Raw genomic sequence first — 16,146 nt, 5'->3', positions numbered from 1 at the left:
GTCGCTCGATGGGTTACACTCTCGCCTCGTACACGTTGACCGTCCGCTCGATTCCGTCGAACTCGACGGTCCGTTGACCCACGCGCTCGAAGTGCTTCTCGTAGAAGGCGTTCCCGACCTCGTTGGCCACCAGCACCTCGTCGCGGATCGTCGTCGTCTCGATGTCGGCGAGGTGCTGGCGGCCCCGTTCGAGCAGCGCCGTTCCGACACCCGCTCCCCAGTACTCCGGGTGGACGTAGATGTCGAGGTCGCCGACACCGATCGCCTCGGTCATCCCACAGCTGGCGTAGCCGACGACCGCCTCCTCGACCGTCGCCACGAACAGCCCGACCTCGTCGAGGGCGATCAGCTCCGTCAGCACGTCCCGTGCGTACCCCTCCTCGACCATCTCGTCGATGCGCGCCTCGTCGAACACGTCCCGGTAGGTCGCGTGCCAGGCGGCGTGTGCGACCCGCCGAATCGCCGCCGCGTCGCCTTCGGTTGCCGGCTGAACTGTGACAGAGGGTGGCATACTACGTCGTACGATAGAGGGCCACATAGAACTACTCCACCGCCCGGTCCCGGCCAGTATTACAGGTGATACTCCCGCCGGTAGGGCTAAGTCAGGGGATCACAGATGACGGGGTATCAGACGCATGGTTCACAGTCGACAGCACACGTTCCCGGCGATGCAGGCACGCACAGAGTGGGGGAGCTCCCGATGAGTCTCGTTCGCAAGTTCACTGTCGTCGTCGTGACGCTGTTGCTGGCCTCGACGCTCGTCACGGGCAATCTGCTGGCGGCGGCCCACCTGACCGTCCTCGATCCGGGGTTCACCCAGACGACCATCGAGGAGGAAGGCGGCTATCAGCTCGTCGAGAACGCGACGGTGGCGACGGCGAGCGGTCAGGTCTCTGCCGGCGTCGCCGAGGGGGTCGACACCGAGGCGCTGCTTCGTGAGAGCATCGACAGGTCGTACCTGGCCAACCAGACCGACCGCAACGTCGCGGCGACGTACGCGTATCTCCACGGCAACAGCGAGACGCTGAACCTCACCGTCGACACGGTGGCGCTCAAGAGCGGACTGTCGGCGGCGGTTGAGCAGCAGGTGCGCAACGCGACCGTCCCGGAGCTGCTCGCACAGTCCGAGACGGAGCTGGACGGGCCCGTCGACGAGTCGACCGTCGAGCAGATGACCGCCAACGAGAGCGGATACGCGGCCGCGAAGGCCGACTTCCGGACCGATATCCGCCAGCGGGTCCTCGACGAGGCCGTCGAGCGAGCCTGGCAAAACACCAGCAACGACGAGAAGCTGGCGCTGGTGATCCCCGACTACGACCCTCGTGAGTACACCGGGGACGAAAAGGAGCAACTGGTCGCGGACAACGAAGCGGAGATCAGAGCGGCGCTGCGCGAGCGCATCGAGAGCGAGCGCGGCGACGAGATCGACGGGGAGGTCGACGCCCAACTCGCCGAGCTCAACGAGTCGGTCGCACCCAGCGACGCCGACAGCGACGGGCTCGACGCGGCGACGACCGACATGCGGGCGACGTTCGCGGAGGCGCTGACGACCGATATGAGCTACCAGACGTTCCAGTCCGAGATCGACGGCCACAAGGCCGCGGCTGCGGCCGCCGTCGGTGACCGAACGCAAGCCCAGCTCGACGAGCAACTGCCCGACACGCTGGATCTGACCGAGGACATGGATCCCGCGACGCGACAGAGCCTCGAAGACGCCCAGACCGCAGTCACCTGGCTGGATCGGCTGGTGTTCGTCCTCCCGCTGGTCGGGCTGGCACTCGTGGGCCTGCTGTACTACGCGACCCGCTCGGTCCAGACCGTCGCGGGTTCGCTCGGCGTCTCGCTCGTGATCGCCGGCCTCCCGATCTACCTCGCGCTGGGACCGCTACAGTCGTTCGTCGAACGGAGCGTCACACGGCAGGTCGGGGCCGGCGGCGAGGCGTCGGCAGAGCCGATGGTCGAACTGTTCCTGGGCATCGTCGGCCAGCTGTTCGGTCGCGTCGGCACCGTCTCGCTGGCGTTCGCACTCGTCGGTGGCGTCGTGGTAGCGGCGTGGCTCCTGCTCAGGTACGACGTGATCGGCGGGAGCGAGGAGCGCACGGCGGCCGAGGCGGCCGCGACCGCCGACGCCGAGGCGATGGCCCAGACGGAGTCCGAGACCTCGGAGTCGACCGCGGCCGAGGAGCCGACGGCCACCGGGGAGACAGACGAAGCGTCGTCGGCGACGACAGACGAGTAACGGTCAGAGTTCGGTGGCGGCCTCTCTGTGGGCGGCCATCTCGCTGGCGACTTTCTCGCGGAGAACGTCGATCACTGCCGGGTTCGTTCCCTCGGGGACGATGAGGTCCGCGTTTTCCTTCGTCGGCTCGACGAACTGCTCGTGCATCGGCTTGACCGTCGACAGGTACTGCTCGACGACGCCGTCGACGGTGCGGCCGCGCTCGGTCACGTCCCGCTGGAGGCGACGGAGCACGCGAACGTCGGCGTCGGTCTGGACGTAGAGCGCGAGATCGAGCTGTGCGACGATCCGGTCGTGGTACAGCGCGAAGATCCCCTCCAGCACGACGATCGGCCCCGGATCGACCGTCCTGGAGGTCGGCGCGCGGGCGTGTTTCTCGAAGTCGTACTGGGGTACGGTCACCGTCTCGCCGCGCGAGAGGGCCTCGACGTCCGCGACGAGGCGGTCCCAGTCGATGGCGTCCGGGTGGTCGAAGTTGCGATCCTCGCGTTCCGCGAGCGGGAGCTCCGAGAGGTCCTCGTAGTAGTCGTCCAGCGAGATGATCGTTATTTCGGGATCGACCGCCGTCGAGAGATCCCTCGCGATCGTCGACTTGCCCGCGCCGGACCCCCCGGCGATACCGAGCACGAATGCATCAGCCATCCAGACGGCATCTCTGTCGTATCGGTACGAAAGATTTCCTATCTCGGTCGATCGGGAGCGCGACAGCATCCGATCCCGGGAGACGATCCCGCCGGTGAGCCGTCGATCGACGGGACGGGGCCGGCGAGGGCGACGAGACGCCGGAGAGAGTCCTCGGAGCGCGGACACGGAGCGGAGCTCGATCCAGAGTCCGGGATGGAGCGTGGAGACGGTGACGGCTATTCGATTCGCTCGCGGGCTCCGGCGACCAGCAGCGGCAGCGTGATCGTCGCGTCGGCGTACACCGAGGCGTTGCGGGCGGCCTTCTCCAGTTTCCCCCAGGATCGGGCTTCGTCCAGCGTCGCGCCGGAGAGGCCGCCGGTGTTTGGCTGGTCCATCGTCAGCTGGACCGCGTAGTCGTAGGCGTCGGGCGAGACCAGCATCGTCTGGAGGACGTAGTTCTTCGGGACGCCGCCGCCGACGACCAGCGCGCCGGCCTCGTCGGCCTCGTAGGCCAGGTCGGTGATCGCGGTCATGTCCCCCAGCGCGTCCAGGGTAAAGGGCGAGGTCTGTGAGTACATCCACGACTGGAGCCCCAGCACGGAGTCCTGGACGGCCGGACAGTGGATCGGCACGTCGTGCTCGTAGGCGGCGGCGGCGATGCCGGCCCCCTCGTCGATGTCCTCGGACTCGTTGACCTCGGCGTTGGCCCGTCCCAGCTCCTCGGTGAGCCGCTGGATGGAGACGCCGCCGTCGTCACACTCCTCGGCGAGGACGGGAAAGACCTCGTCGCGGAGGTGCGACTCGAACAGCGCGAAGTGTTCCTGCGGGAGGTAGACGTTGTAGATGCGGTCGACGCCCTCGTCGCGCAGCGTCTCGTCGTGCTCGCGTTCGGACTTGCCCTCCCCGTGGACGGCACCGTGGTGGTGCTTGCCGCCGATGGCCTCGATGGTGTCGTGGGTGAGGTTCGCGCCCGTCGTCACCAGCGCGTCGACGTGGCCGTCCCGGATCAGATCGGCGACGATCTGACGCATCCCCGTGGGCACCATCGCACCCGCGAGCCCGACGAAGGTCGTCACGTCGTCGTCACACATCGCCGCGAAGATGTCGACGGCCTCGTGGAGGTCCGCCGCGCCGATCCCCGCCGCGCCGTACTGCTCGACCAGTTCGCCGACGGTCATTCCGCCCCGAACGTCCGCGTGATCGATCGGGTCGTGACTGAAGGTCTCTCGCTCGTCGTCGCTCATTGTCCGTACTCGACGGCCCCGCGCTTTCAACGCCCCGGTTCGCGCCGAAAGCCCATGAGCTCTGATACGGATTATTGTAGCGATTTACCGGTGATCGTCTACTCCGTGGCGACGATCACCGGTAAGCAACTACAATAAACCGTATGAGTCCGTAGTGGGTGGACATGGACACGGTCGATGCCGAGAGACGGCTGCCCGAACGGACGCGCGAGCGGCTCAGAGATCGGGTGACTCGGACGGGCGAACGGGACGACCTCGAAGTGACCGCGCCGTACACCGGCGAGCGAGTTGGGTCGGTGCCGCTGTGTACGGCCGACGACGTGGCGGCTGCCATCGAGCGCGCCCGGGCGGCCGGATCGGCGTGGGCCGAGCGGCCGGTCGAACGGCGGGCGGCGATCCTCCAGTCCGTCGCCGACGAGCTGCTCGACGACCGGGCCGGCCTGCTCGACACCGTCCAGTTAGAGACCGGGAAGGCCCGCTTCGACGCCCTCGAAGAGCTGCTCGACGTGGTCCTCAACGCCGACTACTACGCGCGAAAGGGGCCGGACTATCTGGCCCCGGACGAGCGAGCGGGCGGGCTCCCGCTGGTGACGACGGCGACGGAGTACCACGATCCGGTCGGCGTGGTGGGGCTGATCGAGCCCTGGAACTATCCGCTGACGCTCGCGATCTCCGACATGCTGCCGGCGCTGCTGGCGGGCAACGGCGTCGTGCTGAAGCCCGCCGAGGCGACGCCGTTTACCGCGCTGCGAGCCGTCGAACTGCTGGACCGGGCGGGCGTCCCGACCGATCTCGTCCAGGTCGTGACCGGGCGCGGCGAGACGCTGGGCGAGCCGCTCATCGAGGGGATCGACCACCTCACGTTCACCGGCTCGACGGCGACCGGCCGGATCGTCGCCGGGCTGGCCGGCGAGCACCTCGTCGACGCGTCGCTGGAGCTCGGGGGCAAGAATCCGGCGGTCGTGCTGGAGGACGCGGACATCGCGGACGCCGCGCGTGGGATCGCCCGCGGAGCCTTCGCGAACGCCGGTCAGCTGTGTATCTCCTTCGAGCGCGTCTTCGTCGATCAGCGGATCTACGACGACGTCCGCGACGCGCTGGTCCGAGCGACCGAACGGCTCGATGTGGGTGCGAGCTTCGACTTCGAGCCGGACGTGGGGTCGCTGATCGCCGACCACCAACTGGAGACCGTCGAGGCCCACGTCGCCGACGCCCGCGAGCGCGGCGCGACCGTCGAGACGGGCGGTCAGCGCCGCGAGGACGTGGGACCGCTGTGTTACGAACCGACGGTGCTGACGGGGCTGCCCGCGGACGCCGACGCCGCCAGCGAGGAGACGTTCGGGCCGGTGCTGTCGGTGACGCCGGTCGCCGGCAGCGAGGAGGCGATCGCGCGCGCCAACGACACCGACTACGGGCTCCACGCCAGCGTCTGGACCGGTGACACGGGGCGCGGGCGACGAGTCGCCCGCCGGATCGAGGCGGGCTCGGTCTCCGTCAACGACGGCTATCTCGGGATGTGGGCCTCGACGGACGCGCCGATGGGCGGCGTCGACGACTCGGGGATCGGCCGCCGTCACGGCCGCCAGGGGATCGAGAAGTACACCGAGACACAGACGGTCACGACCCAGCGCGGACCGCCGCTGGCTCCCGTCGACGGCGTCCCCAAGCGCTGGATCGGGCGGGCGGCACAGGCCGGCGTCGAGGCCCTGCGCTGGTGGCGTCGCCACCGCCCGGGAGGACCGTAGTGCAGTTTCTCACCGGCTTCCCCGGCTTCCTGGGGTCGGCACTGGTCGAGCGGCTGCTACGGCGTGGCGACGAACAGATCACCTGTCTGGTCCAGCCGGCCTACCGAGAGGCGGCCCGGCGACGGCGGCGCTCGCTGATCGAGGCCGCCGGAGTCGAGGCCGGACGAGTCCGACTCGTCGAGGGCGACATCACCGATCCCGACCTCGGGCTCGACGACCCAGCGTCGCTGCGAGCGGCGACGAGGACGGTGTATCACCTGGCCGCAGTGTACGACCTCGGCGTCGAGCGGCGGCTGGCCGAGCGGGTCAACGTCGACGGGACCGAGCGCGTGCTGGCGTTCGCAGAACGGGCCGGCGTCGACCGCTTGCACTACGTCAGCACCTGCTACGTCAGCGGCCGCCACGACGGAGCGTTCACGCACGCGGACCTCGACGTCGGGCAGTCGTTCAACAACCACTACGAAGCGACGAAGTTCGCCGCCGAGGTCGCCGTCCAGGAGCGAATGACCGCGGGCCTGCCGGCGACGATCTACCGGCCGGCGATCGCCGTCGGCGACAGCCAGACCGGCGCGACCCAGAAGTACGACGGCCCCTACTACCTCCTGTCTCTGCTCCGTCGCCAGCCACGGATCGCCGTCGCGCCCGCACCCGCGAAGCCGACGACGATGAACGTCGTGCCGCGGGACTTCGTCGTCGACGCCGTCGCCGCACTGTCCGCACGGGCCGACACCGTCGGCGAGGTGTACCAGCTGTGCAACCCCCACCCGCCGACGGTCGTCGGCGTCCTGCGCGCGTTCGGGCGAGCGACCGGACAGACCGTCGTCCCGCTGCGCGGGACCGCGGGACTCTCGACGGCGTTGCTGGACCGACTCCCGGGCGTCGCCGAGCGATGCGGCCTCGAACCGGCAGCCATGCCGTATCTCACCCACCCGACGACCTACACCGACGCGAACACCCGTAGCGCGCTGTCCGGGACCGGCGTGGCCTGCCCGCTGTTCGAGAGCTACGCCGACAGACTGGTCGCCTACGCCCGCGAGCACCCCGAGATCGACGACAGTGCGATGGTGTGAACGACCGTCGTCGTCTGGGAACTACCGTTTTACCGGCTTTCGCCGGCAGGCGAGTGGAACCCACAGAAAATGGGCGCGAGCGTGGACGTACCGTCATCGATGTGCGCGAAAGGCGACGGGTGGAAGTCAAACGTCCAGTAGAACCGGAGCAAAGAAAACGAAATGCAAGCCTTTATTCCCGTGACTGGCATTTCGTTTATTGTAATGGCAAACGGTACTGTCGATTTCTTCAACGACACAGGCGGTTACGGTTTCATCGAGACAGAGGATGCGGACGAAGACGTTTTCTTCCACATGGAAGACGTGGGTGGCCCAGACCTCGAAGAAGGCACAGACGTCGATTTCGACATCGAACAGGCCGACAAAGGCCCCCGCGCGACGAACGTCGTCCGCAACTAACGTTTCGAAGCCGCTGTCGGTGCTGACCACGCCTCGCGGCGTGTGAGGCCAGACCGGTCGCGGGTCTCCCACCGGCCGGCGACGGCGCTTCTCTCTCCAGACCGCCATCGCGGCGCGACGGACAACGTTTTCACCGAACTCACCGACGAGAGCGACGCCACCGTCGTCGCCGAAATATCGCTACAGCCGCCGTCTCATACGGAAAGTTGTAGGTCTTTACCAGATCGACCGCACGCCGTCGTGCGGTCGACTGGGTAAACGCCTACAACCGTCCGTATCAAGCACCCGCTTCGGTCTCGACCGGCTCCGAGGTCTCGGTCGGCGACGGCGCTTCCGTCATCGTACTCTCTCCCGATTCAGTCTCGGTCGCGGTATCGCCGGGCGTCTCGGTCGCGTTGTCGACCGGCGGCGGCGTGATCGTCGGCGTGGGCGTCTCGGTGTCGGGCAGTTCCACGTCGACGGTCGCGTCCTCCGTGCGGATCACCTGGAACGGTTCGCTCTCGCCGTCGACGGTCCCGATCGCCAGCGCGGAGTGGGCGCTGCCGTTGTCCAGTGCGATCTCGGTCGTCGCCACGATCGGTCCGTCGTTGTCCGCGGTCGCCTCGCGAACGTCGACGGTGTAGTTCCCGGCCGGGACGGTAACGTAGTCCGACGCCTCGCCGTAGGAGACGTTCTCCGCGAGGACGGTCGTCTCGTTGCCCGTGCCGACGGTCACGTCGACGGCCGGCGCGTCGGGCGAGAGGTGGAGCACGCTGATTGCCGACTCACCGGCTGCCGGCTCGTAGGCGTTGTCGTCGTAGAGGATCGGCGAGAACGGAACGGTCGCGTCCTCGCTCACTTCGCCGGCCGCCGCGACGGTCGTGACCGATCGGGGGTCGACCGTCACCGTGTCGTCGAAGACGACGGTCTCGGACTCGTTGGTAGCGACCGTGACGTTGTACGTCCCCGCCGACAGCGTCAGGTACTCACCGACCTCGCCGAAGGAGAGATCCGCGACGACGGTCTCGTTGTCGACGGTCACGTCGACTGCCGGCGCGTCGGGGGAAGCGTGTACGACGCGGAGATACGACGTGTCCTGTGTCGCCGGCTCCGCGCTGTCGTCGGTCAGCTGTGTCGCGACGACACCGCCGGCCGTCAGGAGACTGCCGGCCACCAGTAGCGACGCGATCAGCGCACCGATCGTCCGTGCGTTTCGTGACATACACTCGCGTCGTCGGCCCAGCACCGTTTTGTTATAAATCGCCATCCTGCGGGGCCGCGGGTCGCCGTCGGCCCCGGCGAGCGGTACTCCCACGTTGTCCACTGGCATCCGAGGATAACGCGACCGTATCCCGGTGCGTCGTCCAGCTGCCGGCCGGTAAAAACAGGGGTTATCCGCCCGACGACGGCCGCTCGGGGCGACGACGGAACCCATATACGTCCCAGTCGCGAGACCTAGGTATGAACTACGATGCAGCTCTCGACCGGGCGTTCGATGCGCTCCCCGACCAGCCACGGGACGCGGGTGAACGCCTGTCGGTCCCGGACCCCGAAGGACAGACGGACGGCGCGTTCACACGACTGACGAACCTCCAGGCCATCGCGGACGCGCTCTCGCGAGAGGCAAAGCACGTCCACCGGACGATCCAGCGCGAGTTCGGGACCAACGGCCAGTTCGACGGCAACGAAGCGCGCTACAACGGTGACTTCGCCGTCAGCGACTTCGAGGCCGCTATCGACGCCTACGTCGCCGAGTACGTCACCTGCTCGGAGTGTGGCCTGCCCGACACCCGACTCACCACCGAGGACGGCGTCGACATGCTCCGCTGTGAGGCCTGCGGTGCCTTCCGCCCCGTCACCAAGGAGTCGACCAAGAACACCCAGACCGACCGGCCGACCCTCGAAGAGGGCGAGACCTACGAGGTCAAGATCACCGGCACCGGCCGCGAGGGCGACGGCGTCGCCGAGAAGGGCAAGTACACGATCTTCGTCCCCGGCGCGCAGGAAGGCGACGAGGTGGAGATCTACATCGAGAACATCAGCGGGACGCTGGCCTTCTCGCGGCTCGCGTAAGCGACCACAACGGTTTTGCCGCCCCTCGCCATCACCACGAGCGATGCGATTTGGCGTCGACGAGGCCGGAAAGGGGCCGGTGCTGGGATCGATGTTCGCCGCGGCGGTCCGCTGTGACCCCGGCGACCTCCCCGACGGCGTCGGCGACTCGAAGGGGATTCCCGACGAGCGACGGGAGCGACTGGCCGAGGCGATCCGGTCGGTCGCGGCAGTCGGGCTCGCCGAGATCACGCCCGAACGGATCGACGATCCCGAGACGGACATGAACACGCTGACCGTCGCCGCCCACGCCGAGGCGCTCTCGGCGGTCGCGACCGACGGTCTCTCGGGACTGGTCGACGCCGGAGACACGGACGCCGAGCGGTTCGGCCGGCGGGTGGCCGACCGGGTCGACTCCGAAATCGACCTCGGCTCCGCACACGGGGCCGACGAGACCGACCCGCTCGTCGGAGCGGCTAGTATCGTCGCTAAGTCCGCCCGCGAGGCCCACGTCGCGGCGCTGGCCGACGAGTTCGGAGCCGTCGGCAGCGGCTACCCGAGCGATCCGGCGACACGCGAGTTTCTGAAACGGTACGTCGACGAGCACGGCGCGTTGCCCGACTGCGCGCGGACCTCGTGGTCGACCTGCGACGACGTGCTCGCCGCCGCCGAACAGTCGTCGCTGGCGTCGTTCTGAACGCGCAGCCACCGACGGTTCGCGCGGCCATACAGCGGTAGCGAGCAAAAAACGCGACCGTGCTACTCGCTTCGCTCTTCCTCGTCCAGTACCAGCCGGCGGAGGATGTCACCGTAGGCCGGTCGCGTGATCAGGACGCCGATGAGGACGCCGACGATGGTGATGATGGCGAACCCGGTGAGATCACCGAGACCGAGCACCGTCAGCGGGCTCATGGCGATGATCGTCGTCGCGGCGGCGGCTCCGATCACCCAGAACGCCTTGCGGAAGCGGTTCTGGAACACCCGGCCCGTGGCGACCCCCTCGCGCTGGAGAATCTCGTCGGCGATGATGATCAGGTCGTCCACCCCCGTCCCGATCACCGCGATGAACCCGGCGATGTGTGACAGGTCCAGCGGGAACTGGATGGCCGAGACGAACCCGAGCAGGAGTAACACCTCGGAGAGTGCGGTGACGATCATCGGCACCGCCACGCGGGGATCGCCGTAGCGCAGGTAGACGGCGATCGACACCGCGAGGACGGCGATGATACCCGTGATCAGCGAGTTCGTCTTGAACTGGTCTGCCAGTGCCGGCTCCAGCGAGGTGGTCTGTGCGTTCTGGAAGTCGAGCGGCGCGGGCAGTGGCTGGCCCGCCTTCAGGCTGAGCTCGATGTTGCGCGCTTCCTCGCGGGTGTTGGTCTCGATGACGAAGGTCGGATCGTTCGCGAAGCTCCCGTCGGCAAAGAGCTGGACCAGCCCCGGCGAGACGCCCTTGGCGGTGACGACCTCGTTGTTCAGCGACGCGATCAGACACTTGCCCGAGCTCTGGTTCGGGTTCTCGGCGTTGTACTCGCAGCTGATCGCCCCGCGTGCGGTGTTTGGCTCGTCGAGTCCGGTCGCCCGAACCCCGTCGAGGAACTGGTCGACCGCGTCTTCTCGAATCGTGACGCTGACCTGATACCCCTGTCGCCCGTCGACCTTCCGGGCGTTCCCGATGCCGTCGATGTCCTCCCGGCTGACGATCTGCTGGCGGACGAACGTTCCGTTGTCGGCGGCGTAACCGCCGTAGACGCGGACGATCCCGCGGCTGGCGACGATCGAGCGGAGCTCGTCGATGTCGCGGCCCGGTGCCTCGATGACGACGAAGTTCTGTCCGGTGGCCGACTGGGCCGACTGGACGCTCCCGCCGCTGAGCGCGGACTGAGAGAGCTTCTCGTCGATGACTTCGACCATCTCGTCGCGGGTCGCTCGGGTCACGCCGTCGCGAACGTCGCTCTCGGACACGTCGTAGCCCTGCTCTTGCAGGGCGGCGGCGAGTTCGGCCTGCGTGACGTTCTCGGTGTACACCTCGACGGTGCCGTCGGCGTTTGGCTCGTTGGGTGCGCGCGCGTTCACGTCGACGGGATCGACGCCGAGTTGCGAGACGAGTTCGTCCTCGATGGCCCTGGTCTCGTTCGTCGAGTCGCCCTGGCCGACGGGCTGGATGCCGACGTTTTCGGCGGTGATCCCGACGATCGGTGCTCGGATCCGCGAGCCGCCGTCGAGTTGAATCCCGTACTGGAGGTTCGTGATGCCCGCCGCGGAGGCGTTCGCGCCGTCGGTCTGGGCCGTCGCGTTGTCGCCGGTCGCGACCGTCGCGCCGGGGACCAGTAGCGTCACGGTACTCCCGAGGGCGAGCACGACCAGCAGGATGATCCGCCAGTTGTCGCGGAGCCCGCTCATCGGTTCACCCCCTCGAACTTGTACCAGCGAAGCAACGAGAGGTTCAACATGTAGGTGTTCATCAGGTCGGCCGCCAGCCCGATCACCAGCACAGTCCCGATCGAGGCCATCAGCTGGATGTTGAAGAAGGAAGCGACCACTGCCATCACTGCCATCGCCGACAGCGACGTGAGTGTCATCGTCACACCGGTCTCCATCGCGCGGTGGACGCTCTCGTAGAACGACCCCGAGCGACGCAGGATGTGGTTGTTCAGGAGGATGTCCGAGTCGACGCTGTACCCGATCAGCATCAGCAGCGCGGCGACGGTCCCCAGCGACAGCTCGATCCCGAGGACGTTCATCGCCGCCAGCGGGATGACGATGTCGGAGAAGGCGGAGACGACGACCGCGATACTCGGGACGAACGAGCGAAAGAGCGCGAAGACGATCGCACTCATCCCGGCGAAGGCGATCAACACGCCGACGACCGCCGTCGTCTGGTTGTCACCGCCGAAGGTCGCGGAGGTCGACGAGCTCGACAGGAGCTCCATGTCGGTACTCTGGGCCTGGTCCCGCAGCGACTGCGTGTCGAACGACTGGAACCGGACGATGTACTGATTCTCGTTCGGTCCGACGGTCTCGGCCTCCGCGTTCTCGGCGGCCTGCTGGACCGAGATCGGTTCGGTGTCGAACTCGTCGCCGATCTCCGCCTTGGACATCGACGTGACCACTGTCAGTTCGGAGCCACCCGTGAAGTCGATTCCCGGCGAGACGGGCGCACCGGGCGCTGCAACCGATCCGGAGACGAACAGGGACCACCCGACCAGAATCAGTATCGCGAGGGCGAGCACCGCCAGCGGCACGGCCGCCAGCTGGCGGTTCGTGTACTGGTCGTAATCGACCTCCGGTACCTCGAACGCGTTCATGGGCGTGGGTGTGCGAGCCCCCCGAATAAGCCTTCTTATCTCTCGACACACGGACGCGACGACAGCGTCGCCGCGGCCGAGACACGCCACAGTCCCCGACGCCCAGTGTCCTGGCCGGAGCGATCGACGGCTCCGGTCAGTTGGGCAGGTACCGGACCGAGACGACGCCGTCGCCGGCCCGCACACTGACTCGATCGAGGCCGAGCCGGGCGGCCCGCTCCCTGGTCGCGTCGTCGTCGAGCACGTCGTCGGCTGCTGCCTCGGCGTCGGGAACCGTGAGGACGTGGACCTCGCCCTCGCCGGCGCGTTCGCGTGTGGTGATCTCGCCGTCGGCCTGCTCGGCGGCGATGTCGCGAGCGAGAGTCGTCGGCGATTCCGGACTCCGCTCGACCGGGATCTCCCACTGGCGCTCGATCTCGACGATCTGGTAGGCGACTTCGAGCGGTGGTTCCGGTTCGACGGTGGCCTCGATCACCTCGTCGGCGGCGAGGCCAGGATTCTCCGAGAGCGTGACGACCTGCTGGTCGACCACGTCGCGCAGCGTCGCCGTCTCGTCGTCGGCAGCGGTCACGAGGAACGTGCTCGATTTCATGTCTCTCCGTAGCGGTCGAGTGCTTTTGCCCGTCACGGTTCCGGCCGGTCACCACCGGCGCGCGACGAGCGCCATCGCTCCGGCGACGACCAGCGGCGGGGCGAGTCCGGCGAGTCGCGGCAGCGCGTACAGCCCCGCGACGACCGTCGAGAGCAGTGGGTTCGACGGGAGCGTCTGCTGTGTCGCCGGGGCGGAGATCAGCGCCCCGAGATACAGCGACCCGAGAAAGCCGTAGCCCAGTCCCGCCAGGACGGCCGCGAACCGCCTGTCGGCGTGTCCGCGTCGGATGCGACGGGCGACGAACAGGACCGGCGCGATCAGCGGCGCGACCACGAGCATCCCCACGAAGACGAAGAAGGCCCGGACGAAACTGAACTGACCGCCGCCCCCGCCGATCGTCTCGCCGATCAGGACGACGAGCGCGAGGGTGAACAACAGCCCGGTCGCCAGTGCGGCCAGTCCGCCGACGACGACGTAGGTGCGAAACAGGACGGAGTCACTCGACCGGAAGGCGTACGGAAAGGCACCGAACAGGCCGTCGTACGCGTCGTTCGCGTCCTCGTCGGCGTCCGGTCCGTCTCCGTCGCCGTCGGAGCGGACACCGGTCTCGATGGCGTCGCCAGTCGCTCCGCCCGACCTCGGATCGGCGGCGTCTTCGGCCATAGTCCGGCATACGGCTCGCCCGCGGTTAAACGCCGTGTTTCGACGGGAGGACGGTCGGCGATCCGGGCCGCGACGGTGCGGAGCGAAGAGAGCGGACTTTTACCCCTCCCGGTCGAGGCGAGCGTATGAACGTCGACATCGGAAACGCACTGGCAGCGGTGGCCGAGCCCGGTCTCTCCCGCGACGAGCTGGCGGCGCTGGACGACCGCGTCGCTCGGGCCCACGAGCGAATCGAGCGCGGGCGAGCCGACGGCGAGTTCGGCTACGCCGCCCTGAACCTGCCGGCGACGACCGACGCCGAGGCGATCCGCGACGCCGTCGCGCCGGTCGCGGACGCGGAGACGGTCGTGACGGTCGGCATCGGTGGCAGCGCGCTCGGTGCGCGGACGATCACGAGCGCACTGGCAGCGGACGGCGGGACGAGCCACGTCGTGCTCGACAACGTCGATCCGGACCACGTCTCGCGCGTGCTCTCGGAGCTGTCGCTGGCCGAGACGGCGATCAACGTCGTCTCGAAGTCCGGCACCACGGCCGAGACGCTGTCGAACTTCCTGGTCGTCCGCGAGGCGATGGTCGAGGCAGGGGTCGACTGGACCGAGCGGACGGTCGTCACGACCGGCGACGGGGGGCCGCTGGCGGCGCTGGCCGACGAGCACGACCTGCCGACGCTGGCGGTGCCCGACGGCGTGCCTGGCCGCTTCGCGGCGCTGTCGTCGGTCGGGCTGGTGCCGGCGGCGATCCTGGGCTGTGACATCGAGGGGCTGCTCGACGGGGCGGCGGCCGCCGCCGAGACGCTCGACTCGTCGCTGTTCGAGTGTCCCGCCTACGCCTACGGCGCGGTCGCGTACGGCCTCGAAGAGCGCGGCGCGACGATCAACGCCGTCGTCCCTTACGCCGAGCGACTGGAGCCGTTCGCCGAGTGGTTCGCCCAGCTGTGGGCCGAGAGTCTCGGCAAAGACGGCCGGGGCCAGACGCCGGCCCGCGCACTGGGCGCGACCGATCAACACTCCCAACTGCAGCTGTACCGGGCGGGCCGCCGGGACAAGCTCGTGACGCTGCTGCGACCGCGTGAGCGGCCGTCGCTGGACGTGCCGGCCGCGGAGGCCGACGCGCTCGCCCACCTCGAAGGGACCGACCTCGGAGAACTGCTGGACACGGAGCTGCGCGCGACCGAGGCCAGTCTCGCCGAAGCCGGCCAGCCGAACGTCCGCGTCGAACTCGACCGCCTCGATCCGCGGGGACTGGGCGAACTCCTCTACGCGATGGAGGCCGCCTGTGTCCTCGTGGGCGAACTGGCCGGCGTCGAGACGTTCACCCAGCCCGCCGTCGAGTGGGGCAAGCAGGCCGCCAGAGACGTCCTCGAAGGCGACGAGACCGAGAAGACCGCCGCCATCGAGGACAAGCACGAACTGATCGTCGACGGCGAGAGCGGACGGTAGCGTATTTACGGCCGAGCCCCGAACGGCCGGGTAGATGGGGTCGGATCTGTACCACACCGCCGATCGCTCGGTACGACTGGAGGCCGCCGTCACGTCGCTGGCCGTGATCGCGTTCGCCTATCTGGTGGGGCTCGTCCTCGCGTCGCTGGGCGTCAGCGTCGCCGACGCGCTCGGCGTCACGGAGGCGGCCGCACCGGTCGTCTACTACTCGGTACAGTACGCGCTCTTGCCGGCCGGCTTCCTGGTGGCCGTGTTCGGGTACCGCCAGAGCCGCGAGACGGACGGGCTCGTCCGATTTCACACTCCGACGCTCCGAGACCTGGGCTGGATCGTGCTGGGCTTTCTCGTCTTGCTGGCCGCGTCGACGGCCCTAGAGCAGATCATCGGACTGCTGGGCGTCGAGACGGCACAGAACCAGGCGATCCTCACGGGCCGCGAGCACCCGCTGCTCTTTCTGGTCTTGCTCCCGATCACGGTGTTGCTGGTCGCTCCGGGCGAGGAGCTGCTCTTTCGCGGGCTCGTCCAGGGGAAGTTCCGCCAGGCGTACGGCTCGGTGCCGGCGGTCGTGATCGCGAGCCTGCTGTTCGGACTCTCCCACTCGGGGGCGCTGTCCGGAGCGGGAACGGTGACCTACCTCGCCGTGGCGACGGTGCTGGGACTGGTCCTGGGTGCCGTCTACGAACGCACCGAGAGTATCCTCGTTCCGGTCGGGATCCACGCGGCCTGGAACGTCTCGATCTACCTCGGCCAGTGGCTCCAGGCCGTCTACGGACTCTCGGTACTTGGATAGAGAGG

16 protein-coding genes are annotated in these 16,146 nt (G+C 68.3%); 8 read left to right on the top strand and 8 right to left on the bottom strand.

What is annotated here, in order from left to right; translation table 11 throughout:
* Positions 1 to 13: 13 nt before the first annotated feature.
* Positions 14 to 511 carry a GNAT family N-acetyltransferase gene (locus tag HALKA_RS0106145; RefSeq protein ID WP_018257152.1) on the bottom strand — a complete coding sequence of 166 codons (498 nt, stop codon included), beginning with the start codon at positions 509 to 511 and terminating at the stop codon, positions 14 to 16.
* Positions 512 to 700: 189 nt separating this feature from the next.
* Here HALKA_RS0106145 and HALKA_RS0106140 point away from each other — a divergent pair, with 189 nt between their 5' ends.
* Positions 701 to 2,239, top strand: coding sequence for a hypothetical protein (locus HALKA_RS0106140; RefSeq protein WP_018257151.1), 1,539 nt, complete (start codon positions 701 to 703; stop codon positions 2,237 to 2,239).
* 3 nt (positions 2,240 to 2,242) lie between these two features.
* Here the strand turns inward: HALKA_RS0106140 and udk are convergent, their stop codons facing one another.
* Together udk and HALKA_RS0106130 are read right to left on the bottom strand one after the other, a co-directional pair.
* Positions 2,243 to 2,881 (bottom strand): uridine kinase, encoded by a 639-nt coding sequence (gene udk / locus HALKA_RS19180; RefSeq protein ID WP_018257150.1) that lies wholly within the window; start codon positions 2,879 to 2,881, stop codon positions 2,243 to 2,245.
* A gap of 218 nt (positions 2,882 to 3,099) precedes the next feature.
* Positions 3,100 to 4,107: a deoxyhypusine synthase gene (locus HALKA_RS0106130; RefSeq protein ID WP_018257149.1), complete on the bottom strand. Its 1,008-nt coding sequence runs from the start codon at positions 4,105 to 4,107 to the stop codon at positions 3,100 to 3,102.
* A 164-nt stretch (positions 4,108 to 4,271) separates the two neighbouring features.
* On the opposite strand from HALKA_RS0106130, the gene HALKA_RS0106125 reads away from it, so the two are divergent.
* The 3 genes from HALKA_RS0106125 to HALKA_RS0106115 all read left to right on the top strand — a co-directional run bounded on the left by HALKA_RS0106125 (position 4,272) and on the right by HALKA_RS0106115 (position 7,321).
* A complete protein-coding gene (locus tag HALKA_RS0106125; RefSeq protein ID WP_018257148.1) occupies positions 4,272 to 5,852 on the top strand; it encodes a succinic semialdehyde dehydrogenase in 1,581 nt (526 codons plus the stop codon).
* Positions 5,852 to 6,922 carry an SDR family oxidoreductase gene (locus HALKA_RS0106120; protein WP_018257147.1) on the top strand — a complete coding sequence of 357 codons (1,071 nt, stop codon included), beginning with the start codon at positions 5,852 to 5,854 and terminating at the stop codon, positions 6,920 to 6,922. Before HALKA_RS0106125 ends, HALKA_RS0106120 begins: the two co-directional genes overlap by 1 nt.
* A gap of 204 nt (positions 6,923 to 7,126) precedes the next feature.
* Positions 7,127 to 7,321 carry a cold-shock protein gene (locus HALKA_RS0106115; protein WP_018257146.1) on the top strand — a complete coding sequence of 65 codons (195 nt, stop codon included), beginning with the start codon at positions 7,127 to 7,129 and terminating at the stop codon, positions 7,319 to 7,321.
* A gap of 277 nt (positions 7,322 to 7,598) precedes the next feature.
* Here the strand turns inward: HALKA_RS0106115 and HALKA_RS19940 are convergent, their stop codons facing one another.
* Positions 7,599 to 8,522 (bottom strand): DUF4397 domain-containing protein, encoded by a 924-nt coding sequence (locus HALKA_RS19940; RefSeq protein WP_018257145.1) that lies wholly within the window; start codon positions 8,520 to 8,522, stop codon positions 7,599 to 7,601.
* Between the two features lie 239 nt (positions 8,523 to 8,761).
* Between HALKA_RS19940 and HALKA_RS0106105 the strand changes: the two genes are divergently transcribed.
* Complete coding sequence (locus HALKA_RS0106105) at positions 8,762 to 9,373, top strand: translation initiation factor IF-2 subunit beta (protein ID WP_015762291.1); 612 nt, start codon at positions 8,762 to 8,764, stop codon at positions 9,371 to 9,373.
* A gap of 43 nt (positions 9,374 to 9,416) precedes the next feature.
* Positions 9,417 to 10,049 (top strand): ribonuclease HII, encoded by a 633-nt coding sequence (gene rnhB / locus HALKA_RS0106100; protein ID WP_015762290.1) that lies wholly within the window; start codon positions 9,417 to 9,419, stop codon positions 10,047 to 10,049.
* Positions 10,050 to 10,111: 62 nt separating this feature from the next.
* Here the strand turns inward: rnhB and HALKA_RS0106095 are convergent, their stop codons facing one another.
* The 4 genes from HALKA_RS0106095 to HALKA_RS0106080 form a co-directional block, all read right to left on the bottom strand.
* Entirely contained in the window at positions 10,112 to 11,752 is a 1,641-nt protein-coding gene (locus HALKA_RS0106095; protein WP_018257144.1) for a preprotein translocase subunit SecD, read from the bottom strand.
* On the bottom strand, positions 11,749 to 12,657 hold the full coding sequence (gene secF / locus HALKA_RS0106090) for a protein translocase subunit SecF (protein WP_018257143.1): 909 nt from the start codon (positions 12,655 to 12,657) through the stop codon (positions 11,749 to 11,751). Before secF ends, HALKA_RS0106095 begins: the two co-directional genes overlap by 4 nt.
* A 136-nt stretch (positions 12,658 to 12,793) precedes the next feature.
* The gene (locus HALKA_RS0106085; RefSeq protein WP_018257142.1) at positions 12,794 to 13,249 is read right to left on the bottom strand and encodes a DUF5812 family protein; all 456 of its coding nucleotides are present in this window, start codon (positions 13,247 to 13,249) and stop codon (positions 12,794 to 12,796) included.
* A gap of 48 nt (positions 13,250 to 13,297) precedes the next feature.
* A complete protein-coding gene (locus tag HALKA_RS0106080) occupies positions 13,298 to 13,912 on the bottom strand; it encodes a DUF8056 family protein (RefSeq protein WP_018257141.1) in 615 nt (204 codons plus the stop codon).
* 125 nt (positions 13,913 to 14,037) lie between these two features.
* On the opposite strand from HALKA_RS0106080, the gene HALKA_RS0106075 reads away from it, so the two are divergent.
* Both HALKA_RS0106075 and HALKA_RS0106070 read left to right on the top strand, forming a co-directional pair.
* Complete coding sequence (locus HALKA_RS0106075) at positions 14,038 to 15,351, top strand: phosphoglucose isomerase-related protein (protein WP_018257140.1); 1,314 nt, start codon at positions 14,038 to 14,040, stop codon at positions 15,349 to 15,351.
* Positions 15,352 to 15,385: 34 nt separating this feature from the next.
* The gene (locus HALKA_RS0106070) at positions 15,386 to 16,141 is read left to right on the top strand and encodes a CPBP family intramembrane glutamic endopeptidase (protein ID WP_018257139.1); all 756 of its coding nucleotides are present in this window, start codon (positions 15,386 to 15,388) and stop codon (positions 16,139 to 16,141) included.
* Positions 16,142 to 16,146: the final 5 nt, after the last annotated feature.

The sequence above is a fragment of the Halomicrobium katesii DSM 19301 genome (assembly GCF_000379085.1).
In the GTDB taxonomy this organism is placed as follows: domain Archaea; phylum Halobacteriota; class Halobacteria; order Halobacteriales; family Haloarculaceae; genus Halomicrobium; species Halomicrobium katesii.
This window is presented reverse-complemented; position numbering and strand designations above follow the sequence as displayed.

Bases quoted from the DNA above. Each gene is read 5' to 3' on its own strand.
- HALKA_RS0106115 (WP_018257146.1), top strand. From the start codon at position 7,127: ATGGCAAACGGTACTGTCGATTTCTTCAACGACACAGGCGGTTACGGT.
- HALKA_RS0106095 (WP_018257144.1), bottom strand. From the start codon at position 11,752: ATGAGCGGGCTCCGCGACAACTGGCGGATCATCCTGCTGGTCGTGCTC.
- HALKA_RS0106080 (WP_018257141.1), bottom strand. From the start codon at position 13,912: ATGGCCGAAGACGCCGCCGATCCGAGGTCGGGCGGAGCGACTGGCGAC.
- secF (WP_018257143.1), bottom strand. From the start codon at position 12,657: ATGAACGCGTTCGAGGTACCGGAGGTCGATTACGACCAGTACACGAAC.
- HALKA_RS19940 (WP_018257145.1), bottom strand. From the start codon at position 8,522: ATGTCACGAAACGCACGGACGATCGGTGCGCTGATCGCGTCGCTACTG.
- udk (WP_018257150.1), bottom strand. From the start codon at position 2,881: ATGGCTGATGCATTCGTGCTCGGTATCGCCGGGGGGTCCGGCGCGGGC.
- HALKA_RS0106140 (WP_018257151.1), top strand. From the start codon at position 701: ATGAGTCTCGTTCGCAAGTTCACTGTCGTCGTCGTGACGCTGTTGCTG.
- HALKA_RS0106130 (WP_018257149.1), bottom strand. From the start codon at position 4,107: ATGAGCGACGACGAGCGAGAGACCTTCAGTCACGACCCGATCGATCAC.
- HALKA_RS0106075 (WP_018257140.1), top strand. From the start codon at position 14,038: ATGAACGTCGACATCGGAAACGCACTGGCAGCGGTGGCCGAGCCCGGT.
- HALKA_RS0106105 (WP_015762291.1), top strand. From the start codon at position 8,762: ATGAACTACGATGCAGCTCTCGACCGGGCGTTCGATGCGCTCCCCGAC.
- rnhB (WP_015762290.1), top strand. From the start codon at position 9,417: ATGCGATTTGGCGTCGACGAGGCCGGAAAGGGGCCGGTGCTGGGATCG.
- HALKA_RS0106070 (WP_018257139.1), top strand. From the start codon at position 15,386: ATGGGGTCGGATCTGTACCACACCGCCGATCGCTCGGTACGACTGGAG.
- HALKA_RS0106085 (WP_018257142.1), bottom strand. From the start codon at position 13,249: ATGAAATCGAGCACGTTCCTCGTGACCGCTGCCGACGACGAGACGGCG.
- HALKA_RS0106145 (WP_018257152.1), bottom strand. From the start codon at position 511: ATGCCACCCTCTGTCACAGTTCAGCCGGCAACCGAAGGCGACGCGGCG.
- HALKA_RS0106125 (WP_018257148.1), top strand. From the start codon at position 4,272: ATGGACACGGTCGATGCCGAGAGACGGCTGCCCGAACGGACGCGCGAG.